We start from the raw sequence: 22893 nt of genomic DNA on the forward strand, positions 1-22893 counted from the left end.
CCGGTGGGGCCGTTCGGGCCGCAGGTCCACCAGAGCCAGCGGACGTTGGCCTGGACCTCGGTCGGCACACACGCCGCACCGATGGAGACGGTTCGCATCGTCTGGAACCCCGGCAGCCGCACCTGGCGGAGCTGGCCGTTGCCGCCGGTGGTGGTCCAGAGCGTGTCGAACCAGAGCGCGGCGGCGGTGATCGGGCCGGTACGCAGGGTCTCCGTCTGCACCAGGTCGACCACGTACTGGGTGGCCGGCGCTCCTCCGTCGACGACGGCGTACCGGTCCATCGCGTCAACCAGCCGCGCACCGGTGGTCGGCAGCCACATGGAGAAGTTGCCGCCGCCGTCGCCCTTCCTGGTGATCGAGGTCTGACCGTTGACCTCCATCAGGAACGTCGTCTTGCCCTCGACTCCGTCGACGGTCCGGACGCAGGCGACCGCTGGCGTGCAGCGCACCGAGTAGACGCTGAGCTCGCCTCCCTGCTGGGCAAGCGGGTACGCGTCGGGCGCCAGCGCGTGGTTGAACACCGCGTACTGCGTCTCGGAGGTGCTCGGGAAGACCTGGGTCTGCACGTGCCGCACGACGCCGCGGCGGTAGGTGAGCCCGGCGTTCTCAACCGGGTCCCGCACCGACATGACCGGGGCCGGCGCCGCGCCGGTCGCGGTGAACCGCTGCACCGCCCAGTCGCGGTAGTTCGTGCCACCGACCGCCAGCGCGGTCCCGTCCGGACCCTGGAGCAGCGAGTCGGCCGGCTGGGCACGGGGCAGCACGGTCGTCTGGCCACTTCCGTCCAGCGAAACCGTGATCACCGAGCCGTCGGTCTTGCCCGGGACGGGGTCGAGCGTGGCGACCACCCGGTCACCGAGCACAGCCAGGCGATTGCGGGCACCCGCGACCGTGACCACCCGCTCCGTGGTGTCGCTGCCGGAGGTGAGGCCGGCACGGGAGAGGACGTGCGCGGTGCCGGTCGAGGTCACCCAGGCCACCGCGTCCCCGGAGAGGCGGAAGTCCGTGGGTGACGCCGCCGTGGCACCGGGAATCGGGACGACGGTGGCCGTCGCGATGTCGAGCAGGCCGTACCAGTTCCTGCCGTCCGAGGTGGTCCCGGGTACGACCACCGAGGCCGCGTCACCGACCCGGGACTCCGCGGCGAAGCGTGTGCCCGCCGGGGCGCCGGTGACCGGGCGGCTCCCGGTTATGTTCCCCTCGGCGTCGACGGTGTGCAGCGCGAGCTGCCTGTCGCTGACCCGCGAGATCATCGTGCGTCCGTAGATCCCGAATGGCTCGCCCTCGGCGGCCCACGCCCACGTCTCCCAACTCTGGTCGGCGAGGTTCACCACGTGCGTCGACGAGCCCGACGACGCCTCGATGGTCACCGTGTCACCGCCGGCCGGTCGCAGATCCGCCAGCCGTACGCCGAAGAGTTCGTTCACCCGGACGGAGTTGCCTGTGTCGTAGCGGGTCCAGAGGTAGCTGCGCTGGTTGTTGTGCTGGTGAAGGAAGCCGGTCGTACCTGCGAAGACCACCTTTTCGGTGGGCCGCACGGTCGGTTCGTACTCGGGGATGACCGCGACTTCGCGCGGAGCGGTGCCCGGGTCGGCGGCGGCCGGGGTGGCCGGGATTGCCAGCAGGCCGACGGCGAGGGTGGTCGCCAGGGTGCCGGCTGCGGAACTGCGGCCCAAAAGGGTCCTCCTGAGTGGGGTGCTGCGCACGGGGAAGTGAGCCTATCGATATGAAGAGCCACGGGTAGGCCGCCGAACGGCTGGTTCGTGGACGCGCAGCCGTCGTTGCCCAGCCGACGTCCACCTGATGGACGACCGCCCCCGCACGCGGTGCGTGCGGGGGCGGTCGGGGCGCGCAGTTCGAGTCAGATGATGATTTTGTACATGTTCCAGCCGGAGCCGGCCTTGACCCGCGGCTCGAAGGAGCCGTTGCCGAGGCCGGCGTAGGACCAGAGGACCCCGTCGGCGTCGCGGGCGACGAGGTCGTTACGGCCGTCTTCGTCGAGGTCGCCGATGGCGACGATCGAGTTGTAGATGTTCCAGCCGGCGAACACCTTCACGCGGCTGCTCCAGCCTTTGTCGCCGTTGCTGAAGTAGGCGTACATGACGCCGGTGGCGTCGACGCCGAGCAGGTCACCGTGACCGTCGCCGTTGAGGTCTCCGGCGCCGAGGACCCGGCTGTAGATGTTCCAGCCGGAGCCGACCTGCACCCGGGAGTTGATCCCACCCTTACCGGTGGTGGTGTACAGCCACAGCTTCCCGTCCGCGTCGACACCCAGGATGTCGTCGTGACCGTCACTGTTCACATCACCGGGGGCGAGGATCGACTTGTACATCATCCAACCCGCACCCAGGCTCACCGTCTGCCGGCCACCGAAGTTGAGCTGACCGATACCCAGATGCGCCTTCATACCGCCGTCACCGTCACGCACCAACAGATCCGGGTACACGTCCCCGTTGAAATCACCGAACGGCACCAACGCCGACGTACGCGACGCCCCCGAACAGCTCAAACACCAGTTGTCGGTGTACCCGTGGTCGTAGAGCACACCCGGGACGCTCTGGTCCCGGCGAGTGCCGTACCAGTGCCCCTCGCCGGTCGCCTGGACCCCGAGCAGACCCGGGCCGCCGTAACAGTCGTAACCCCGGAACGGGAACGTGCCGCAACCCACCAGGAGCGCCTTCGTACCGATCGTCACCGGCTCGGAACTGTCGGCGGTGGTGGCCTTGAGAGTCCACTGGTAGGGCCCGTTCAGGGCCGGCTCCCCGGAAGAGAGCTTGCCGTCCCAACTGACCGAGATGCTCTGGCGGGCGGCGGCCCCGGTCTGGCGGTGGACCACTTCCTCCGTCCACTTGCGCGTGACGGTCAGCTCCCACTGGGTGACCGACCGGGTGAGCCCGAACGACCCGTACCAGCCGGCCCCCGCCGTCCGGGGGTGCGCCACGTCCCGCACCGAGGAGGTGGCGGCCTTCACCGGCGTACCCGGCACACCGGTGTCGAGCACGTGCACCGCGTTCTCCGCGTCTACATACGCGACGCCGGAACCGTGCCGGTCCACCGCCCAGGTCACCCGGCGGCCGTCGGCCGGGACGCCCGCAGCCAGGTCGGCCAGCTTCACCGGCGCCCGCACCGTGCCGTCGTGGAAGTCGGTGAGGTAAAGCGCACCAGTTTCGTGCCGGACCAGGAAACCGTCACCCAGCATCGCCGGCCCGGCCGGCACACTCAGGTTGTGGTTCCGCTGCAGGTCGTAGACCCCGGCCGGGCCGGCCACCCCACACGACCAGTAGAGCCAACGCGCGCTGGCCTGGAGTTCGGTCGGCGCACAGGGGGCACCGGTGGAGAAATTCCAGCTGACCGGACTGCTGTTCATCAGGTCGCGGGCTTGAATCCAACCCGACGATCCGCTGGTCCGGTACAGGGTGTCGAACCAGAGGGCGGCACCGGTGGCCGGCCCGAGCCGGGTCGTGCTCCCGTGAGCGTTGTCGACCAGGTACTGATCGGTCGTAGCGCCGTCGTCGACCAGGACGTACCGGTTGCCCACGTCCACGACCCGGCCGTTCTGCGTCGGTAGCGAGTAGGTGCTGTAGCTGGAGGGGAATTCCCGGAAGGTGTAGAGCGTGTCCTTCGCGCCGTCGGCGCCCGGGGACACGTAGGCCACACCCTCCTGATTGCCCTCCGCCAGCCGCACGCACTGAACGCCCGTCTCGCAGGGCACCTGCGGCTTCGCGAACGCGACCCCACCGGCCTTGACCGAGCCGTCGTCCACGATCGGGTGGTTGTAGAGCGCGTATCCGGGCTCACCAGTCGTCCCGACGATCTCGCTCTGCACGTGCCGAACCAGGCCCTGGTGGTAGAGGAGACCCGCGTTCTCCACCGGGTCACGCACCGGCATCAGCGGCGTGCTGGTGGGCGCCTGACCGGGCTGCGCGCTGATCCGGCGTACCGCCCAATCCCGGGCTCCTGAGCCGCCCACGACCAGCGCGGTGCCGTCCGCGGCCTGGACCACCGCGGTCTCCTCCGCGTCGACTCGCGGCAGCAGCGTAGTCCGGGTGCCGTCGGCGGAGACGGCGACCGCCGGCTCCCAGGTGGCACCCCATCCGCTGGCGTCCCGCGACGTGACCAGGCCGTCGCCGACGATCGCCGAGCGGCGCACGGTGTCGTAGGGAACGGTCAGCTTCCGGGCTTCAGTGTTGGAGCCGTCAGCCAGGCCGCTGCGCGAGTAGAGCCAGTAGGTGCCTCCACCGGTCATCGAGGACGACGCCCAGCCGACGGTGTCGCTGGTGAGCCGGAAGACCGCTGCGCCCCAACCGACCTGGGGGGCACCCGGGATCGGCATGATCTGGCCGCTGGCGATATCGAGCAGCCCGGAACGCAACGTGCCGTTCTCATTCGCGTACCCGACGACGGCGGAGGTCAGGTCAGCGGTGGCGGCGGGGTAGATGCCGGTGGGGACGGCGCCGTCGGGCACGGTTATCGGGGTGCTGCCGGCGATGGTGCCGTCCTCGGCGAAGGTGAGCAGCTCGGCACGGGAGCCGACGCCGCCCGACAGCTTCACGGCCATGACGGTGCGGCCGTAGACACTCAACACGGCATAGCCGTTGGAGCCGGTGGGCACCGCCCACTGCTGCCAGCTCTGGTCCGAGAGGTCGAGCACGCTCACCTTGCCCGGGGCCGGCTTTGCCGGCACCTGGAACCGGGTGGAGACGAAGTCGCCACCGGCCGGCTTCAGCGATGACGGCTTGACGCCCGCGAGGCTCGGAACCGGTACCGTTTCGCCGGTGTCGTAGCGGGTCCAGAGATACTCGCCAGACGTGTTGTGAAGGTGCAGGAAGCCGGTCACGCCGGCGAAGATGATCGCCTCGTGGGCCGGGACCGTCGCCTCGCTCTCCGGAAAGACGGCGATCTCACGGGCTGCGGCGCCGGGTTCGGCGGCGGCCGGTGCGGCCGGGGTGACCAGCAGGCCGAGGGCGAGGGTTGTCGCCAGGGCACCGGCCGAAAGACTGCGACCCAAAGAGGTCCTCCTGGGGTTGGGTACGGCGCAGAACGCGCCCAGATACGCGCAGCAGCCTAGCTTGATGATCTTCGACGGGTGTGCCGCCGAACGGCTGATGCAGGCACCAGGCCTGTCCCGCTCCTGACCCGGGGACTCGATCCGCTGCGTCCCCACCCGTCGCCCACAGCCAGTGCCGTTGCTCTCGACGGCGCTGGTCCGTTCAGCGCCGCACCTCTCAATCGCCGCTGCCAGTCTCTGAGCGGCGAAGGTCGGCGGCGCCATAACCTGTCGCCCGGTAGAGGTCACGCAGTAGGCAAATCTCGCCGCCGTGGTGCATCACCTCGCGGTTCACATGCACTATCAGCGCTGCCATTGACTCATCGGCGAAGAATGCACCCCTCGGCCCGAGCGGCCGGCTCAATGCCTGCTCGTCCAGCCTGGCGATGGCGTCATGCCAGCCCTTGTAGGAGTCTTCGAGCAGGGCTATCCCGGCTGCGGCGCTGCCAGGCAGGTCGGCAGGAAGATGCCGAGAGTCGAACATATCGGCGTCCTCCGGCACGCTTCCGTCGCCGAAAAAGGCGCTTACGCGGGTGGCCATTCCGGTAGCAACGTGCACGAGTCGCCAGGCAAGAGTGGTCACCGGCGCGGGCGACGGCTCGGGTCGTTGCACATCGAGAACGTGGCGGCCGTCCGCCGTTGGGCGCAGGTTCCAGCATCCTTCGACGGGTTCCCAGAAGTATTCCTCGTCGGTCAGCCCATCCAGCCGCGGCCGCAAGTGCACATTCCAGTAGAACTCCAGCTGCCCGACCAACGATGATCCCAAGTCAACTGCCACGTATGCCTCCTGCGGTCGATGTCTCTGCACGCTATCGAGGTGATGTGGCTCGGGCCGACCGGTGCGGATCTCCTCGTCGGGCAGTCGTACAACGTCGCGCCTGCGGCGGCGACCAGCTCGTGCCTCAGACCATCCCAGCTCGCCTGACCTATGAGAGGTTTCAGCAAAGGTCTAGGCGGTGGGGCTTTCATCCCTTGTGGAGGGACCTGAGCGACGACCACTCGTCGTATGGACGCCGGGGGCACAGCCGATCCGCCATTGACGGTAACATCTCCATGTTTTTGCCTGGAGCGGGGAGAAAGACCACATGCGATGGAAGATCCGGGTCGGCGTCCTAATGGCGCTGGCCTTTCTGATCCCGGCGGCACCGGCGATGGCGCAAACCGAACCGTCCGGGCTGAACGAAGCCTGCCAAACGGTCGAGCGCAAGGTGTACACGGATATCCGCGAGCTTGTCACCATCGACCTGGATACCGCCACAAATGCAGAGATACGGGTGCTGGCCAACCAGATCCTGGCGGCGGCGAACGCCGACTCGTTGCCCGTTCTGCCTGACGCTGTTCAGGAGCGCCTGGACGGCACCGCGGATGATCTGCGTGCATTCCTCAAGGCGGACGTACAGAACGCCTGGTCGACGGCTCTGCGGATCACGGTGGACCGGACGTTGACGGGCGCTGGTCCCAACGTGAAGGCGGCCGCGCAGAAGGCGCTCGACGACGGGTCCATCGATGCCTTCATGGCTTACCTGAACGACGGCCTGTACGCCGCACGTGAGCTCGACTGCGCGTCTCAGCCCACAGCGACACCGACGTCTCAGCCCACGTCGGCGCCGAGCGCCACTCCCAGCGCCACGACGACCGTTGCACCGGCCCCTGCTTCCTCCACCAGCCTGGGTGCTGCCGGCGGTGAAGGCGGCGGGCTGCCCGTTACCGGTGCCGACACCGCGACCGTGGCCGGCATTGGCGGGGCGCTTCTGCTCCTCGGCGGCGTGGGCTATGTGATCGGCCGCCGACGCCGTTCCCGCTTCGTGGCATAGCCCACTGGACGCGCCCGGCTCGATGCTTTGTCGGGCCGGGCGCGATTCGCCTGTGCCGCGAGGCGGTAGTGCGGTGGGAGATCACCTGCGGTGAGTAGCGAAGCTCCTCACCCATGATCCGAAGCTGGCCCGCGAACGTTCAGCAGGCCTTGGCCTTCCTGTTCGACGCGTAGGCGTTGGGCTCAGCCGTGGGGGTCAAAAGGATCAAGGGCCGGTCTCCCGTGACAGGAAACCGGCCCTTGACCTGCTGTGCGCCCGAAGGGACTCGAACCCCTAACCTTCTGATCCGTAGTCAGATGCTCTATCCATTGAGCTACGGGCGCTCGTGCTCAGCCAGCCTACACGACCGACTTTCGCGCGGAGACTCCGGGATTCGAACCCGGGAGGGGCTTTAAGACCCCAACCGCATTAGCAGTGCGGCGCCATAGACCAGACTAGGCGAAGTCTCCTTGGTGACCCGCAAGTCACCGCGCCCGAGGATACAGGGCAGCACCCGCCGGGGGCAAAGCGGCATCCTCGGGCAACCCCATCCGGTATCTGCCTCGGCGTACTTCCACGCTGTGCACCGGCGTGAACACGGCTAGGCTCCATCGATATGCAGGAGCAGCCCCCGAGCGAGCCGACCCGCCGCGAGCCTGCTGACGGGGCCCGGCGGCGGTCCCCCAAGGCGACCTTCACGCCGCCCGGCGACCCGCCGGTCGCGTCCGAGCCGGCACCCCCACCGGCACCGCCAGCAAGATCACGCCCGGTGAAGGCCGCCCCGGCCATACTGTTCCAGCCGCCCGAGCCCGACGGCCCGCTGCCACCCCAGCCCTCCCGGCCCACGGCCGGCAGAAGGGCCACCCCGGCCACTGGCAGCCCGGCCGGTAGCGCACCGGCGAGGCCGGCGACGGCAGCAGCGGAGCAGCCGGCGGCGACGTCCGCGCCTCAGGCGACGGCCGACCCGACGACGACGGCGGACCCGACGGCGACGGCCGACCCGACGACGACGGCCGACCCGACGGCGACGGCGGACCCGACGGCGACGGCGGACCCGACGGCGACGGCGGCAGATCAGCCGGCGGGTGACCGGCAGGGGCCCGCACCGGCCAGGGCACCGAAGGCACGGAAGGCAGCCTCCGGGACGAAACGGACGCCGGCCGGGAAGTCCGCGCCCGCGCAGACCGGACCCGCAGAGCCGGACCCGCCGGCGGCCCCCATCGGGCGCGACGAGGAGCCGGAGCCGGTGGCTGCACCCGAGCCGAAGACGGCGACCGCCAAAAAGAGCACCCCGGCGAAGACGGCGACCGCCGCGAAGAACACCCCGGCGAAGAAGGCCGCCGCCGGGAAGGTGCCCGCGTCGCGCAGGAGCACGCCGAAGAAATCGGCCCCGGTGCCCGTGCAGGTCGCGGCCGCCGAACCGCGGCCGTGGCAGCAGGCCACAGCTCCGCCAGAGGAGCTTTCCGCCGTACCGGCTCCGGCTGCCGAGTCGTCCGGTCTCCGGATGACCATCGCGCGGATGCTCGATCACCCCGGCTTCGCGCCGGAGTTGCTAGCCCTGGCCGCTGTGGAGGCGCTCGGCCCGAGCGCACGGGACTGGGCCGAGCAGCTGCGTTCGACGTACCCCGAGGCGTCGCCGGACGGGCTGGCCCGGCTCGCCACCCGGCGGTTCGTCCGGCTGGCCGGCGCTGGCGGGGCCACCTCGGCGCTCGCCGGAGCCCTCGCCCCGCTGGCCGAGCTCACTTCGGTGCTCTGGGCCCAGGCCAACCTGGTGCTGCACCTCGCGGCGGCGTACGACCGCGACCCGGCCCACCCGGATCGGGCGGTCGAGTTGCTGGTGCTGACCCAGGTGCACCCGGATGCGGAGAGCGCGCGTACCGCTCTGGACGCGGCGCGGGCGTTGGACGGACCGGGAGACGCGCCCTGGCCGCGCGTGGTGGAGGCGGCGTGGCGGCTGGCGGCGCCGCTCGCCGCCCAGGCCGCCGGGTGGCTGGCGCTGCGACTGGCGTCCCGGCTGCTTCCGGGCGCGGCGGTGCTCGCAGCGGCGGCCGGCGACGCGGCGGCTGCGGAACGCCTGGCGGCCCGCGCGATCACGGCCTACCGCCCGGCGCGCGGCGGCTGACCGGACGGCGATATTCACCGCCTGCCGAGCAGGCGGTGACGCCGGCTGGGGTCGTTGGGGGGCCAAAGGCGCGCCCGCGGGGCGGGTCAGAGCCAGTCGAACCACGACTTGGGCAGCAGCGCGTAGCCCACGAAGGCGACCACGTCGAGGAGGGTGTGCGCCACGATCAGCGGCATCACCCGACGGGTGCGCAGGTAGAAGAGGCTGAACACCACGCCCATCACCGCGTTGCCGAGGAACGCTCCGAAGCCCTGGTAGAGGTGGTAGCTGCCGCGCAGCAGCGCGCTGGCCGCGATGACCCCGCCGATCCGCCACTGGAGTTGCCGCAGCCGGGTGACCAGGTAGCCGACCACGATCACCTCTTCCAGCACGGCGTTCTGCGCGGCGGCGAGGATGAGCACCGGCACGGCCCACCAGACGTCGGGGAGCGCGGCCGGCACGAGCGTGGCGTTGATGCCGAGCTGCGCCGCCGCCCAGAACAGCGCCAGCCCCGGCAGCCCGATCAGCGCGGCCAGGCCGGCGCCGCGGACCAGGTCCGAACCGGGCCGCCGGGCGTCCAGGCCGAGCGTTCGCGCCGGGTCGCCCGGGTCCCGGCTCAGCAGGTGTACGGCGAGCAGCACGGGCAGCAGCGCGAACACGATCCCGAGCAGCTGGTACGCCAGGTCCAGGTACGGCCGGGCCGACGCGGAGGTGTTCAGCGCGGCGGTCTGCTTGGAGAGGCCCCCGTGCGCGGTCAGCTTCGCGATGATCGAGACGACCGCGTAGACGGCGGACTGGCCGAGGGAGAGGCCGAGGACCAGCAGCGTCTCGGTCCCCAGCATCCGGCGGGACACCGGGCGGGTGAGCTCAAGGGTCACCGCACCACTCTGCCCGATGCGGGCGTACGGCGACCGCCCGAGGAGCCCTTGTGAGCTGATCGCACATTCTGTGCGACCGGTCAACACGCTCCGTGGAGATTCTGTGTTCGCCCCATTCGCGGTCAGGAGAGGGAGCGAGCCGGCATGGAGAACTTCGAGCGGTTGCTCAAGGAGAGCTGGACCCTGGTCGAGGAGCACCGGGAGCGGCTCAGCGAGCACTTCTACGCCCGACTGTTCCTGCTCGACCCGGAGCTGCGGCAGCTCTTCCCGGTGCAGATGCGCGGGCAGGGTGACCGGCTGCTCGAAGCGGTCATCACGGCGATCCACACCATCGGCGATCCGGAGAGCTTCGACGAGTTCCTCCGCGCGCTCGGCCGCGACCACCGCAAGTACCACGTCGAGGCGGAGAACTACGCGACGATGGGTGTCGCCCTCATGGACGCGCTCCGCAGCACCGCGGGCGACGGCTGGAACCTCGAGTACGACCAGGCGTGGCGGGACGCGTACGCGGCGATCTCGGAGAAGATGCTGGCCGGAGCGGCGGCCGACGAGAATCCGCCGTTCTGGCATGCGGAGGTGCTGACCCACGAGCGGCACGGCACCGACACGGCGGTGCTGACGGTACGCGCACTCCAGCATCCGCTGCCCTGGAAGGCCGGCCAGTATCTGAGCCTGGAGGTGCCGCGCTACCACCCGAGGGTGTGGCGGACGTACTCGGTGGCGAACGCCCCGAACGACGAGAACGTGCTGGAATTCCACGTCCGGTCCGCTGACGCCGGTTGGGTGTCCGGGGCGCTGGTTCGCCGGGTGAAGCCGGGTGAGCTGCTCCGACTCGCCGCGCCGATGGGCTCGATGACCCTGGACCGGACCTCGGAGCGGGACATCCTGTGCGTGGCCGGTGGGGTCGGGCTCGCGCCGATCAAGGCGCTCGTGGAGGAGTTGGTCACCTACAACCGCACCCGCTGGGTGCACGTGTTCTACGGGGCCCGCCAGGAGTCCGACCTGTACGGGCTGCCCGGGCTCCGCGAGCTGGTCGCCGCACACCCGTGGCTCTCGGTCACCCCTGCGTGCAGCGAGGACCCGGACTTCGACGGCGAGCTGGGAGACATCGCGGATGTGCTCGGCCGGTACGGGCCGTGGACGACGCACGACTGCTACGTCTCCGGTTCGGCTCCCATGGTCCGCTCGACGCTGCGGGTGCTCGCGGCCGACAACGTGCCGCCGCCGCGCATCCGGTACGACACCTTCGGCGAGATCTGAGGCTTTCCTCCCCCCATCCGGGGTGCGTGCCCCTGCCCCCTGGGGCACGCACCCCGGCCCCCGCCCCCGCACCGGGCTCGACACCCGGATGCGGAAGTCAGTACCGCCATGGCCGGCCGGTCTCGCGGTATTCCTCCACCGGGACCAGCGGCACGCCGGGCGTCATCCGGTCGAGATACAACCGCCCCTCCAGATGATCGATCTCGTGTGCGACGAGCCGCGCCATCCCGAATTCGAACGAGGTGATGATCCGGCTGCCGTCCCACTGGGCGTGCTCCACGTCGAGCCGCAGCGGTCGAGGTACGAGACCTCGGTGGTCGAAGAAGGAGAGACAGCCTTCGTACTGTTCGTCCGTGTCGGGCGAGACGTCGACCACCCGCGGGTTGAGCAGCACGACCGGCTCGGCGTTCCGGTCCGGGGGCCGGACCACGGCCACCGCCCGGACGACGCCGAGTTGCGGCGCCGCGATCCCGACGCCCTTGCTGAACGGATGCAGTTCGTCGAGGCGTACGAGGGTCGCGCTGAGCCGGTCGACCAGCGCCCTGGCGTCCGGTTCCTCGGCAGGCAGGTCGAACGGGCGCGCGGCCTGTCGCAGCAGGTCGTCACCGCGCTGCACCACGCCCAGCGCACGCATCCGGTCGCTCGGGCGGATCCGGCCGTTCGGCGGGGTGTCGTGCTCCGGCTCCGGCCGGGCCCGGAACCGCCATTGCATCCGGTAGCGGGCGTTCAGCGGCGGGTCCTCGGTCTCCCACTCGAAGATCACGCGATCGCCCTCGTCGTGCCGCTGCACCGGGGTGCGTAGCGGGCCTTCCTCCGCCGAGAGTGAGGTCTCCGCGCCCCAGACCTGTGGATCGAGGGCCGCCGGCAGATCCAGCCGTACGGCGAGGTGCCGGGTGGGTAGCCGAACCGCCCGCTGGAACCAGGGTCCCCACTTCTCCGCCCCGACCCGGTAGGTGTACTCGATGGTGGCCCGGTCGCCCGGGTAGAGCGGGAAACGCCGATCGCCGTTGTCGAAGAGGAGCCAGACCTCCTTGAACGCGTCCCGATCGTGCTTGGCTCGCCAGTGCATCGGCTCCCGCTCGCCGCCGTCGTCCCGGTACGCACGCAGTTGGAGTTCCGCGAAGGTGAGCGGATGTTCCCGGTGGTGCCGGTTCGAACGGCCCGGGTCGTTCGGGTAACGGTCGACCGCCACCCGTACCAGGTAGCGGGTGACCGGTTCGGTGCCGGCGTTGTAGAGCTGCCGCCGGATCACGCACCGGTAGCCCCCGTCGGTGTGGCTGAGGGTGGCGGATTCGCGCTCGACGATCAGGCCGGTGCCGGGGGGAAGCCACTGCCCGGGCGGGGGCAGCTCACGGTGCGCCTGCCCGTTGCGGGCCTGCCGCGCGTCGTCGTACTCACGAAAGCGCTGCCAGATCGCGCCGCCGGCCTCCAGGACGGCTTCTGCCCGTCGGGCGAAATCCTCGGTCGGGCGGTGTCGCCGGCCCTCGACGTGGCTGACGTACGACGGGTCGAAGCCCATCAGCACGGCCAACTGTTTCTTGGACAGCCCCCGCCCGGTCCGTCGGCGGGCGAGTTCGGCGGCAAAGGAGTCGACAGCGCGATCGAGGGGTGAGGTGGTCATCGGCTTCCTCGTGGCCGGGAGTATCAGTTTCACGTTCCGTGGCCGAACACACACGGAACTGCCACCTTGCCGACAATCTGCTTGACAATTAACCGACGGCCGTCGATCCTCTGGCGCCCGGCCGGACAGCCGGTGCGTTTTTCCGGTACCGGCAGGGGTATCAACGGCTGGCACGTGACGTTGCCGCCTGCGGAGACAGGAAGCCCGAAGGTGACCCATGCCTCGGCATCCGCCGGGGTCCGACCTTCCCGGAATCGGGGATCTGTGGTTAGGCTAGCCTTAGCTCAACGGACTTCACGGGGGTACGGGGGATGATCGAGTGACAGCGGTGATGCCGAGCCGCGCCCTCGCGGCCGCCCCGCTGGCTCCGGTCACGGCGGCTCTGCGCGCCATGTTCGGCACCGACGACGTGCCGAGCCTCGCGCCCGGCCTGACGGTCACCGATGAGATCGGCTGGATTCCGGCCACCGCCCTGATCGACGGCACCCGGCTTCCGGATCTCCTGCGCGCCGCTGCCGAGCAGTGGGGCGGCACTCCGCACGCCTGCGCCGCATTGGCCTGGAAGTCGTACAGCTACTGGAGCGCCCTGCCGGTGGCGCTCGGCTGGGCCTCGGCCCGACGAGTGCCGCTGCTCGACCCGTCCGACGTCCTGGTCCACTTCGAGGATCGCCGCCCCCTGCTCACCCTCGGGCTGCGCCACTCGACCACCGTGGCGGTGCTGCCCGGTGACCCGCTGGCCCTCACCGGCGGCCTCGGGGTGCGGATCGTGGCCGACGAGGCCGAGTTGCTCGACGCGCTGCGCGCCTCACTGCTGGATGCCCACCTGCTGCCGATGATCGAGGCGATCCAGACGCAGGTGCGGATCGGCACCCGTACGCTTCTCGGCTCGGTCGCCTCCGGCCTCTCGAACGGGCTGCTGCGGGCGGCGGACGTGCTGCCCGGCTCGTCGGCGGACACGATCACCACCCTGCTCGACGCCCTCGGCCTGCAGGATCTGGTCGAACTGGTGCCCGGCCCGGGCGGCGAGCCGACCGTGCAGCGACGCACCTGCTGCCTGGCCTTCACCCTGCCGCAGCCGAAGATCTGCCGGGGCTGCTGCGTCAGCCAGGCCTGACCGGCGGTCTCGTCCGGCGGAGCGTTGGAACAGAAGCCGACGGCATCCGCGAGCGGAGCGTTCAGTCGGTCAGTGGGCGGACGTCCCATAGCCAGACACCGCGCGTGAAAACCGGCTCGATCCCGGTCAGCTCGGTCATCCCCCGACGCAGCGCCTCCGCCTGCCGGTGCGGTCCGAGGATCACCACACCGGCCCGCCAAAACCGCAGGTCGTCGACCGCGTTCACCCGGCTCTGCGGGGTGATCGGCGGCACCGCTCCGGTCTGCCGGATCACGGTGAAGAAACTACTGGTGGGGCGGGGCGGGGCGGTGAAGAGAGCCGCACCCCGCTCCTCCGCGTGCGGCCGGTCGTCCGGGCCGAGGAAGTAGCCCCGGGCCAGGGGCATCTCCAGCCGGGTGACGGCCGACCAGCGCAACGGCTCGGCGTAGTTGGTGTCCGGCAACGGCAGCGTGACCACGCTTCGACCGCCTGCCACGTACGGGCGCCAGGCCCCGGACGTGACGAATCCCGGGACCGGGTTGAGGTGGGTCGCCGGCAGGGGCGTGGGCAGGATCGGCAGCAGGGCCATGGCGAGCACGGTCACCGTCCAGAAGCGGATGCGGGGTCGCGCGCTCGAATGCCGTACGGCAAGCTTCCGGGCGCACTCGGCACCGAGCGCGAGCAGCAGTCCGATGATCGGGGTGAGGGCCAGCGCCCACCGGGTCGGCACCACCGAGTGCAGGATCGGCAGGTCCTCGAGGGGAGCCCAGAGGCTCGGCACACCCGTCTCCCGACCGTCGAAGACCACCTCCCGGCCGAGTGAGAGCACCGCGAAGAGCAGGCCGAGCACGGCCAGGGCGAGCGCCAGCAGGTTACGTCTCAGCCACCAGATCAGGGCGATCACCAGCACCACCAGCGCCCAGCCGAAGAAGCTGTTCTCCTCGGTCGGGTTCTTCGCCAGTCCCTCTGCGGTACGGGCGTTGCCTGCCAGCGACTCGCGGGAGTACGCCACGAACGACGCGAGGTCGCTCGAGTAGCCCCGGATCAGCCGGGACAGCCCGGTGTACGACCCCGGTCCGAAGAACTGCACGTAGAGCGGGTACGCGAGCGCCACCGCAGCGACGGCGGCGGCGACCCCGAGACCGGCGAGGAAGGGGCGAACGCGTTGTCTCAGGTCCGGGCGGCCGATGGCGAAGACCAGCAGCACGACGCCCAGCCCGATCGCGGCCATCAGCAGTATCTCGAGGTTGAGGAACGCCTGCCAGATGATCACCAGCGCGAGCAGTACGCCGTTGCGCAACCAGCGATCCGGCTCGGCGAGGCGCATGGTGCGCCAGATGATCAGGGGCACCACGAACTGGGACACGATGTTCGGATGCGCGTTCGCGTGGGACACCATGGCCGGCGCGAACGCGCAGAACGCCGCGCCCAGCCAGGCCGGGCCACGGGAGCCGACCAGCACGCGGGAGAAGAGGAAATACCAGGCGACCCCGGTCGCGATCATTCCGAAGGTGAGAAAGAGCAGGAACGAGGTACGGGGCCCGAACAGCAGGGTGATCGGCGTAAGCGGCAGCGAAACGGATAATACCGACGTATTCGCCGCCAAATTGACGCCGTCCGGCACATTCATCTGGTCCGAGTGGAACGGGTACGCGAATTGCGTGACCACTCGCGCACCGTGCGCCATCATCCACTCGAACTGCGCCTGATCCGACCGGTTGTCCCGAATACCGTTGCGCGGGTCGAGCCAGAGCCGTGCGGTCACCCAAAAAGCCAGCGCCACGAAGCTCAGCAGGGCGAGGACGTCGATCCGTGGCCCCCACGCCGAGCGCTCCCCCCGGTCGACACCCTCCGCCGCATCGCCCACGGAGCCGCCTTTGGGTTCGCCCGGGTCAGGAGTAGTCATAACAATTCGGAGCGTAGTCAGCCTAAGGCGTGCACGTGACACGTTTCGGGGTACTGCCGTACTATGTGCCGGGTTCGCCGACCGCCGATCACGCGCCACCCCCGACCGCATTTCGGCCATCAGGTTCCCCCGATTCTTCTGCCGTCCGCGCGGATGATTCACTCTGTCGGTCCAGGCGCGGGTCGAGTTCATACCGTGAGGAATCGACGCATGGCAGAAATCACTGGTGATCAGCGCGTCCAGTCCGAGGTGCTGGAGGGTCTCGCGACCGCGGTCAACCACCGCCGCTGGTTCGTCGAGCTGGCCGTGCCGTACCTGGGAGACAATCCGATCGAGATCGGCAGCGGGCTGGGCGACTACGCACTGGAGTGGTCCGAGCACACACCTCGGTTCACCGCCACCGAGGCGGACCCGGACCGCCTGGTCCGGTTGAAGGAGCGGCTGGCCGACCAGCCGAACATCGACGTCCGGGAGATGCTGCTGCCGCACTCCGAGCGCGGGGACTACAGCGCGGCGGTCTCGTACAACGTGCTCGAACACATCGAGGACCACGTGCTCGCGCTGAGCAGCATGCGCGAGCTGGTCCGGCCGGGCGGCGCGGTCATCATCATCGTGCCGGCCTTCCAGTTCGCCATGAGCCCGGCGGACATCGCCACCGGACACGTGCGCCGGTACACGAAGAAGACGCTCGCGGCGGCGATGACCGAGGCCGGACTGACGGTGGAGAAGATCCACTACGCCAACGCGCTCGGCCTGCTCGGCTACTTCATGGCGACGAAGGTCTTCCGGCTCATGCCGAAAGAGGGCCCGATGGTCAAGATCTACGACACGCTCGTACTTCCGGCGACGAAGGCCGCCGAGCAGATGGCCCGCCCTCCGTTCGGGCAGTCCGTCTTCGCCGTGGCCCGCGTCCCGGCCTGATCACGCACCCTCCCCGCGAGCCCACGATGGCCGGCCCGCATCGCGAGGCCGGCCATCGAAGGGGATCACGGGGGAGCGCTGGCTCAACTCACTTGCTCTGGTAGGTCGGACGGATGACCGCCCGAGCCAGGGTGTGGAACGCCAGATTGAACCCGACGTACGCCGGGGTGGCGTCCGGGGTCAGGTCCAAGCGGTCGACGTCCAGGGCGTGCACCGCGAAGACGTACCGGTGCGGGCGGTCCCCGCTCGGCGGCGCGGCGCCGCCGTAGCCCTGCTCGCCGTAGTCGTTACGGACCGGGAAGGCCCCGCCGAGATCGGCGCCCGCGCCACCCGCGCCCCGCGGTAGCTGGGTGACGCCGGCCGGCACGTTGACCAGCACCCAGTGCCAGAATCCACTGCCGGTCGGGGCATCCGGGTCGAAGCAGGTGACCGCGAAGCTCTTGGTGTCGGCCGGGAAGTCCGACCAGGTGAGCTGCGGGGAGAGATTCTCACCGCCCATGCTCGGGTGCGCGTGCCGTACGTCCATCGGCTCGCCGTTCTGCACGTCGTCGCTGGTGAGCGTGAACGACGGCACGGTCGGCAGCAGTTCGTACGGGTCCGGGGCGATCGGTCGTTCCAAGGTCATCGAGACGCGTCCTTCCGATGTGCGCGCGAACGTCCTGTGATCTTCTTACCCTGCCGCGCCGGAGCATTCGACCGGAAGCGGCAGGTGCGGATGCGCCGTTCGTCTCATTACCGTTGGTTCCAGGCAAACGTTCCAGGAGAAATCTCTTGACCAGCATCTGGCGTGACTTCTTCGCAGCGGTCGTGACCGCCTTCCGGCACCGGCCGGACGAGCGGGCGACCGCCGAGGAGCGCCGCCGCGCCGTCCAGCGACTGGCCGAGGAGAAGATCCGTGAGCAGCGCCGGGAGCCGGACGCGCAGGAGTGAGGAGCCGCGGCGCACCGGCGATCCCGCCGGTGACCTCGGCGGTCCTGCCGTTCAACAGAGCGGAGGGTGTGGGATTCGAACCCACGAAGAGGTTGCCCCCTTACCGGTTTTCAAGACCACGAAGCTCACGGCGCTGACCTGCTGCTATACGAGCCATCGCCCACCATGCGACACGAATGCGGCATAGGGACTGCTCGGGCCGCTTGCGTGTCGCTCTCGGATTCTGTCGTACGCGTTTGCTAAAACCAGCGAGGTTCGGATGGTCCATAGGAGGTGATCATCCCCGTATCAAGTTGGAGGAAGTATGGATCCGAGGGCGCTGTTCATCAGTCTCGCTGTTGGCACGGTGGCGACCTGGGCCACCGGCAAGATCATGAAGGAGCTGAGAATTCCTGCCTACGCGGCACCGCTTGTGGGCGCCGCTGCCACCATGGTCGTCAACACTGCCGCCAAGCTGCTGCGCTGACGACTGGCGGGCCGCTGTGCGTAGCTACAGCGGCTCGCCAGTCTTCGCCCCCGGCCTTCCCGTCTACCGTCCACGCACTGTGGAGGCAGCCCACCGGATACGATCCCGCCTCCGGAGGGACGCAGCGTATCCAGCCCCAGCCCACCCGTGAGCTGGGCGGACGTCAACCGAAGCGAAAAAGCATGTCCAACTTTGGCACGTTTTCGGCACAGAGGGCGTCTCACCCGGCTGGCGCGGCTAAGGGAAGGTCGCCCAACGGCCCTAGACTCCAATGGGCCACTGAACGAGAGGTGCGAGCGTGGGGACGGACAACTCCGCGAGCAGGCTGGCGGCGTTTCTACAGCAGGTGCGGCAACAACAGCGCGACACTGACAAGCCGGCCGTCGAAGTCTGGAAGCAGATCTTCGGAGTATCGGACGACGCCGACGTACTCAAGAAGGCAGCCGACCTCGCGAGGCTGGTCGATGAGGTGGAGGCCGAAGTGCGCGCCCTGCCAGAGGACGAGGATCCAGACCATCTACTGGCATATCTACCCCAGATCCGCCAGGTCCTGGGCACCTTCCTCTTTGCCAGGCAAGTCAAGATGCATCAAGTCATGTCCCAAGTAACGGGAGAGATGGCCTACAGCATCGCGACCTGCGAGCGGGCGCTGCGGCGCAACGGCAAGGTGGAGCCCACGATCTCGAAGGACTCGGCAAGGCAACTTGTGGAGGACGTCAGGGCGATCATCGATGACGTGGTCAGCAGCGACCTTCCGAATAAGCTGAAGGAGCTACTGGTAGACCGGTTGAGGGGCGTGGAGGCGGCACTGCTCAACGTCCGTATCGGCGGATATGCCAACGTCGAAGAGGCGATGGATGCCTTGACGTTCGGGGCGGTGCGGGCCACCAAGCCAGACAGCGAGGAGCGCGCAAAGGTCGGCTCTTGGCTCGGCCGACTCTGGGGCAAGCTGGGCGAGCACGCCCAGGGCGCGGAGGCCATCGCCTCGACAGCCGCCAGCACGGCAGAGGTGGTCAAGGCGATCACCGGAGGCTGACGGCCTCCATTGGCTGGCTGTCACTTGTCTACCAGTGTCTTGATAGGCAGATGAACCTGTACAACTGCGGACACAACGTCTGCGATCTTTTCACCTAGCCACGTCTCCGTTACCATCCGTTCCATGGTTGGTGAGGCGCTCCATGAGATCGGTCGAGACGGAGCGATTCGCGCCAAGAAGTGGCTCGATGCGACCACGCGTGTAAAGGCTGCTTGGCTTAATACTGACCCGTCCGGTGCTCAGAAACTTAGTTTCAACTGGCCTGCCTCGGGCAATGAATTCTCCTTTGATATCGGCGGAATCTTGCGTGGCGGCGAGTTCGAGAATCAGATGTTCCTCGCTGAATGCAAGAAATACACGACGCCTGGCGGTCAAGGCACGGCGTACCGCCGCTATCTGGCGATGTGCTACGTAGCGACGACTCTCAACCGGGCAATCACTGACCATTTTATGTGGATAACCTGGCATCCATTTTTGGTCGAGAGCTGGTCGAAGCTCTGTGAAGCTGACGAGATTGAGAAAGGCGTCGTTGAGCAGAGAACTCAAATCCTTGGCTCTGATGCAACTCCGGAAGATGCAAGAGCTTGGCTCGATCAAGATTTGTGCAAAGAGGTAGCCAATCGGCTCTGGCTCTTGGTGCTGAGTGACCGACAAGAAAAACTGGTCATTACTGACGCGCACCGAGGGCTAATCCTTAAGTATGAAGTTGAGCACGGCGGGGGGTGGTGAGATGTCAGTCTTTCAGGAGCGAATCCAGCAAGCCCGAGCGGGATCGGATGCCCGGGAGAACGTCAGGCAAATTAAGCGGGCGGTCATAGACGAACTGCGTCACACGGACCCGCGCGTTTCCATCAAAAACACTGATTACTTCAATAACACCTACGCCCCAGATCTAGTGCTTCATTGGCCGACTGATGGGAAGTCCCGCTACCTCTACATACGAACAGATCCTGATCCGCGGCGGCTGCATGAGGACGTGAGCTATCTCGGAAACGAGCATCCCGTTCTGTTTAGTCTGGAAGCGGTTGGACGACACCCTGATTCGGCAGCTTCTCTGGACCAAGTCACCGCATCGAAGGATGTTCTGGTGACCGATCCGGACGGCCTAGAGGCGTTGGTAGACACGCGTCGTCGGCATCCAGTTGTCCAACTCGCATCGGCAGCGGTGCTGCAGGGCGGCCGTGGGCTTATCGGTGAAGAGCAAGGACACCGCATTGCGGAAAGCTTCAGCGAAGGATTTGACGCTGCCCGTAGAACTGAGCCAGAGCTCACTGCTCGGGCGGCTGCGACGATAGATGACTCTTTCGATACTCGGTCAAGTAAGCGTTTAGGTCAATTCCTGCAAGCTGTATGGGTTGGGTCCGGAGGTCTCCCGACGACGTTTCCAGGTCGCACCGACCTTTCGTCAGACCTATCCGACGAGGGGTTTCGTTTCCTGCTGGAACTCGCAGAATTCGACGACGCTGAGTTTTGGAGACGGGTCGGCCGAAGGCTGACGGTAGAGCGGCTTGCGCAGATGGACGTCGACCCTGCATCGCCCAACTTCCAGCATCTCATAAAAAGCAATCTTGATGTTCTCTGGGTCAGGATTTGTCGGGTGGTGAAGACCGGGGCGACGTTATTCGATGCCCCAAGCCGCTTTTCCTGGACGCAAGAGTCCGGAAACTTGGCACTCAAGGGGGCGCGCTTTACGGCTTATGTAGCCCGGAAGACCGAAGATATGCGAGTTGCGGCAGATCGCGGGGATAGCATTAGTGGTGAAGACCTCATTGCTCGGGCGGAGCAGCTGAACCGTGGTGTTGAGCAGGTTGACCTTGTAGGGCCAACTTGCAGCGTCCTTTATGCCTCTCAGGGCACCGATGCAACGCACGACGCCGCATTGCACGGAATTATTTCCACACTTGGGGACGCTAGGGTGCGCGCAGCTACCATCAAGTTGCCCGAGGGTAGAACCTTGAGGTGTGATTTCGAGACTCGTACAGCCGCCGGTAAGGGTCCGGCGATTTTCCCGATCGGGGACCTGGTGCCGGCGGCGCTGCGGGTTATGGAGGATCTGAACGAGAATGAGGTCAGCGAACTAGATGAACTATTTGGCGGCTGGCGCAGTGGGCCGTCGCAGTTGACGCTTGGCTTCTCTGGTTCGAGCGACGAAGCCGCCCTCTTTACCTTCCCTGAGCTTGAGGCACCGGAAGCCCTTGACGAGGGCGGGCCAAGCTAGCCGCAGAGGTTTGCGACCCGGTGTACAGCCAGACGATCAGCCGTCAGAACCCTCGTCAGCACGCCGGCTATCGCCCCCATGCTGGTGATCACTACATCCGCCCCGGCAGCCCGGAACGCCTCGGCCTTGGGTGGCCGATTCGCGTAGCCGACCACCCGCACCTCGGCCGCCCGCGCCCCCTCGATGTCCGACAGCGAGTCGCCGACAAGAACACACCGGCCAGGAGTCGCGCCGAGGGCTTCAACGGCTCGGAGGATCGGTTCCGGGTTGGGCTTCATGCGGTTTGGCTCGGCATATGCCCGGCCGACCACCGGCGACACATGCCCTGCGAGCCGGTGCGCTGTCAGGTAGGCGGCCACCGCACCAGCGGAGTTGTTGCTAACCACCACGACGGGCAGGCCTGCCTGTCGAGCGGCCACGATGACCTCCCGGCCGAAGGGTGTGGGCTCGGCGCTCGCGACCGCACGGCGCTCTGCCGCGCAGAGCGCATCCTCCACCGCCCGCGTGGCCTCCTGGTCGCCGGTTGACCCGGTCCAACGCAGCACTTCAAGCGGGTCCGGCTCGGTGGCGAGGCTCGGCGGCAGGTCGACGCCTTGACGCCGGAGCACGTTGACCAGCTCGACCGCAACCTGCGGCGCCGGGTAGCCGGCGAAGATGCTGCACACCGGGCCGTCGAAGTCGAGTAGGACTGCGTCGACCTCGCCGAGCAGTCGGCCGAGGGCGGCGTTCATCCGTCGTACCGGTAGGCGATGGTCGACCACACTGAGTCGAACCACTGGCGGGATGCCTCCACGAACTGCGTGCCGTGCGAGGTGTCGTCGTCGGTCACCGCGTAGTGGAACAGCGGCACGTCCTTGCCCATCAGGTCGTAGATGGCCATCGGCTCGCCCTTGATCGAGACGGTGCGCTCCACAACCGGGTAGAAGCCGTAGAACACCTCCTCGCCATTAAGGATGTACAGCTTGAACAGCGGGGACGCCCGGTGCATCCGTACCTCGACGGTGGTCGACCGGATCAGGCCGAGGTCGCCCAGCTCGGTCACCTGATCGATGATGCCGTCTGCCGCCCGGCGGGTGATCCGCTCTGCCCGCTCGCGTACGGCCGGGTCGTCGGCCTGTGTCTCGGCGCGTGAGGGCAGCGCCATCGGCACGGTCATGTCGGAGATCAGGACTCGCACGGCGATCGTTTCCGGCGCGAGCCGGCCCACGCGCACCTTGTCGAGCGCTTCGGCAAGCGCGTCGCGCAGTGTCTCGCCAGAGAAGCCGGCGAAATCGATGGTGACGTGGGGCCGCTCGAACGCGGCTTCGATGTGTGGCCGCAGCTCGACGGCCCGCTGCGTCTGCGCCCGGACGAACGCGCCGCTACCCTGCCGGGTCACGATCAGCCGCTCTGTTCGGAGCAGGTCTAGGGCCCGCTTAACGGTCTCGCGCGCCACGCCGTAGCGGGTGGCTAGCCTGCGGCAGCACTGTCGCGACGCCAACGGCCGCATGTTCAACGCGGCCGGCGCCCGCTTGGCCCCGGTATCCAAGAGCACCTACCTCCGTGCCTGGCGGCAAGCCCGGCAGGTGGCGCTGACGCCGGTTCAGCAGCGGTGACCGCTAGCGCATCGGCCCTACGACCTGC

Annotated in this window: 20 protein-coding genes, 3 tRNA genes and 1 pseudogene; 11 read left to right on the plus strand and 13 right to left on the minus strand. The window is 68.2% G+C overall.

What is annotated here, in order from left to right:
- The 3 genes from BXA10_RS27970 to BXA10_RS27980 all read right to left on the minus strand — a co-directional run.
- Positions 1-1676: hypothetical protein (locus BXA10_RS27970; protein ID WP_139338194.1), on the minus strand; the 1676-nt coding region annotated here is incomplete at its 3' end.
- A gap of 185 nt (positions 1677-1861) precedes the next feature.
- Positions 1862-5008, minus strand: coding sequence for an FG-GAP-like repeat-containing protein (locus BXA10_RS27975; protein ID WP_076473848.1), 3147 nt, complete (start codon positions 5006-5008; stop codon positions 1862-1864).
- A 217-nt stretch (positions 5009-5225) separates the two neighbouring features.
- Complete coding sequence (locus BXA10_RS27980; RefSeq protein WP_076473849.1) at positions 5226-5825, minus strand: DinB family protein; 600 nt, start codon at positions 5823-5825, stop codon at positions 5226-5228.
- Positions 5826-5843: 18 nt separating this feature from the next.
- Between BXA10_RS27980 and BXA10_RS32490 the strand changes: the two genes are divergently transcribed.
- Both BXA10_RS32490 and BXA10_RS27985 read left to right on the plus strand, forming a co-directional pair.
- Complete coding sequence (locus BXA10_RS32490) at positions 5844-5972, plus strand: hypothetical protein (RefSeq protein WP_281251455.1); 129 nt, start codon at positions 5844-5846, stop codon at positions 5970-5972.
- 160 nt (positions 5973-6132) lie between these two features.
- Positions 6133-6861 (plus strand): LPXTG cell wall anchor domain-containing protein, encoded by a 729-nt coding sequence (locus tag BXA10_RS27985; protein WP_076473850.1) that lies wholly within the window; start codon positions 6133-6135, stop codon positions 6859-6861.
- A gap of 250 nt (positions 6862-7111) precedes the next feature.
- Here the strand turns inward: BXA10_RS27985 and BXA10_RS27990 are convergent.
- From BXA10_RS27990 to BXA10_RS32320, 3 genes are all read right to left on the minus strand, one after another.
- A tRNA-Arg gene (locus tag BXA10_RS27990) sits at positions 7112-7184 on the minus strand.
- Between the two features lie 35 nt (positions 7185-7219).
- A tRNA-Ser gene (locus tag BXA10_RS27995) sits at positions 7220-7310 on the minus strand.
- A 604-nt stretch (positions 7311-7914) separates the two neighbouring features.
- Positions 7915-8352 (minus strand): hypothetical protein, encoded by a 438-nt coding sequence (locus tag BXA10_RS32320; RefSeq protein ID WP_245828588.1) that lies wholly within the window; start codon positions 8350-8352, stop codon positions 7915-7917.
- Between BXA10_RS32320 and BXA10_RS28010 the strand changes: the two genes are divergently transcribed.
- Complete coding sequence (locus tag BXA10_RS28010) at positions 8345-8962, plus strand: hypothetical protein (protein ID WP_245828590.1); 618 nt, start codon at positions 8345-8347, stop codon at positions 8960-8962. The genes BXA10_RS32320 and BXA10_RS28010 overlap by 8 nt on opposite strands.
- Before the next feature lie 86 nt (positions 8963-9048).
- On the opposite strand, the gene BXA10_RS28015 is transcribed toward BXA10_RS28010, so the two are convergent.
- Positions 9049-9819 carry a CPBP family intramembrane glutamic endopeptidase gene (locus BXA10_RS28015; RefSeq protein ID WP_076473853.1) on the minus strand — a complete coding sequence of 257 codons (771 nt, stop codon included), beginning with the start codon at positions 9817-9819 and terminating at the stop codon, positions 9049-9051.
- A gap of 144 nt (positions 9820-9963) precedes the next feature.
- Here BXA10_RS28015 and BXA10_RS28020 point away from each other — a divergent pair, with 144 nt between their 5' ends.
- A complete protein-coding gene (locus BXA10_RS28020; RefSeq protein WP_076473854.1) occupies positions 9964-11079 on the plus strand; it encodes a globin domain-containing protein in 1116 nt (371 codons plus the stop codon).
- A gap of 97 nt (positions 11080-11176) precedes the next feature.
- Here the strand turns inward: BXA10_RS28020 and BXA10_RS28025 are convergent, their stop codons facing one another.
- Positions 11177-12700, minus strand: a complete 1524-nt coding sequence (locus BXA10_RS28025; protein ID WP_076473855.1) for a peptide deformylase — start codon at positions 12698-12700, stop codon at positions 11177-11179.
- 331 nt (positions 12701-13031) lie between these two features.
- On the opposite strand from BXA10_RS28025, the gene BXA10_RS28030 reads away from it, so the two are divergent.
- Complete coding sequence (locus tag BXA10_RS28030; RefSeq protein ID WP_076473856.1) at positions 13032-13814, plus strand: hypothetical protein; 783 nt, start codon at positions 13032-13034, stop codon at positions 13812-13814.
- Between the two features lie 61 nt (positions 13815-13875).
- On the opposite strand, the gene BXA10_RS28035 is transcribed toward BXA10_RS28030, so the two are convergent.
- Positions 13876-15699, minus strand: a complete 1824-nt coding sequence (locus BXA10_RS28035) for a DUF6311 domain-containing protein (protein WP_076473857.1) — start codon at positions 15697-15699, stop codon at positions 13876-13878.
- Between the two features lie 210 nt (positions 15700-15909).
- On the opposite strand from BXA10_RS28035, the gene BXA10_RS28040 reads away from it, so the two are divergent.
- The gene (locus tag BXA10_RS28040; protein WP_076473858.1) at positions 15910-16620 is read left to right on the plus strand and encodes a class I SAM-dependent methyltransferase; all 711 of its coding nucleotides are present in this window, start codon (positions 15910-15912) and stop codon (positions 16618-16620) included.
- An 88-nt stretch (positions 16621-16708) separates the two neighbouring features.
- Here the strand turns inward: BXA10_RS28040 and BXA10_RS28045 are convergent, their stop codons facing one another.
- Positions 16709-17245, minus strand: a complete 537-nt coding sequence (locus BXA10_RS28045) for a YbhB/YbcL family Raf kinase inhibitor-like protein (protein WP_076473859.1) — start codon at positions 17243-17245, stop codon at positions 16709-16711.
- Between the two features lie 146 nt (positions 17246-17391).
- Here BXA10_RS28045 and BXA10_RS31720 point away from each other — a divergent pair, with 146 nt between their 5' ends.
- A complete protein-coding gene (locus BXA10_RS31720; RefSeq protein WP_175649332.1) occupies positions 17392-17550 on the plus strand; it encodes a hypothetical protein in 159 nt (52 codons plus the stop codon).
- 63 nt (positions 17551-17613) lie between these two features.
- Here BXA10_RS31720 and BXA10_RS31725 read toward each other — a convergent pair.
- A tRNA-Ser gene (locus tag BXA10_RS31725) sits at positions 17614-17705 on the minus strand.
- Between the two features lie 149 nt (positions 17706-17854).
- Here BXA10_RS31725 and BXA10_RS31730 point away from each other — a divergent pair.
- The 4 genes from BXA10_RS31730 to BXA10_RS31130 all read left to right on the plus strand — a co-directional run bounded on the left by BXA10_RS31730 (position 17855) and on the right by BXA10_RS31130 (position 21270).
- A complete protein-coding gene (locus BXA10_RS31730) occupies positions 17855-18016 on the plus strand; it encodes a hypothetical protein (RefSeq protein ID WP_175649333.1) in 162 nt (53 codons plus the stop codon).
- A gap of 298 nt (positions 18017-18314) precedes the next feature.
- Entirely contained in the window at positions 18315-19052 is a 738-nt protein-coding gene (locus tag BXA10_RS28050) for a hypothetical protein (protein ID WP_076473860.1), read from the plus strand.
- A gap of 123 nt (positions 19053-19175) precedes the next feature.
- Positions 19176-19781, plus strand: coding sequence for a hypothetical protein (locus tag BXA10_RS31125; RefSeq protein WP_139338196.1), 606 nt, complete (start codon positions 19176-19178; stop codon positions 19779-19781).
- A gap of 1 nt (position 19782) precedes the next feature.
- On the plus strand, positions 19783-21270 hold the full coding sequence (locus BXA10_RS31130) for a hypothetical protein (RefSeq protein ID WP_139338197.1): 1488 nt from the start codon (positions 19783-19785) through the stop codon (positions 21268-21270).
- On the opposite strand, the gene BXA10_RS28060 is transcribed toward BXA10_RS31130, so the two are convergent.
- Together BXA10_RS28060 and BXA10_RS28065 are read right to left on the minus strand one after the other, a co-directional pair.
- The gene (locus tag BXA10_RS28060; protein WP_076473862.1) at positions 21267-22001 is read right to left on the minus strand and encodes an HAD family hydrolase; all 735 of its coding nucleotides are present in this window, start codon (positions 21999-22001) and stop codon (positions 21267-21269) included. The genes BXA10_RS31130 and BXA10_RS28060 overlap by 4 nt on opposite strands.
- A pseudogene (locus BXA10_RS28065) lies at positions 21998-22723 on the minus strand (GntR family transcriptional regulator); the annotation flags it as partial. The gene BXA10_RS28060 and the pseudogene BXA10_RS28065, both read right to left, overlap by 4 nt.
- Positions 22724-22893 lie beyond the last annotated feature (170 nt).

The organism is Micromonospora avicenniae, from assembly GCF_900156065.1.
Classification (GTDB): Bacteria; Actinomycetota; Actinomycetes; order Mycobacteriales; family Micromonosporaceae; genus Micromonospora; species Micromonospora avicenniae.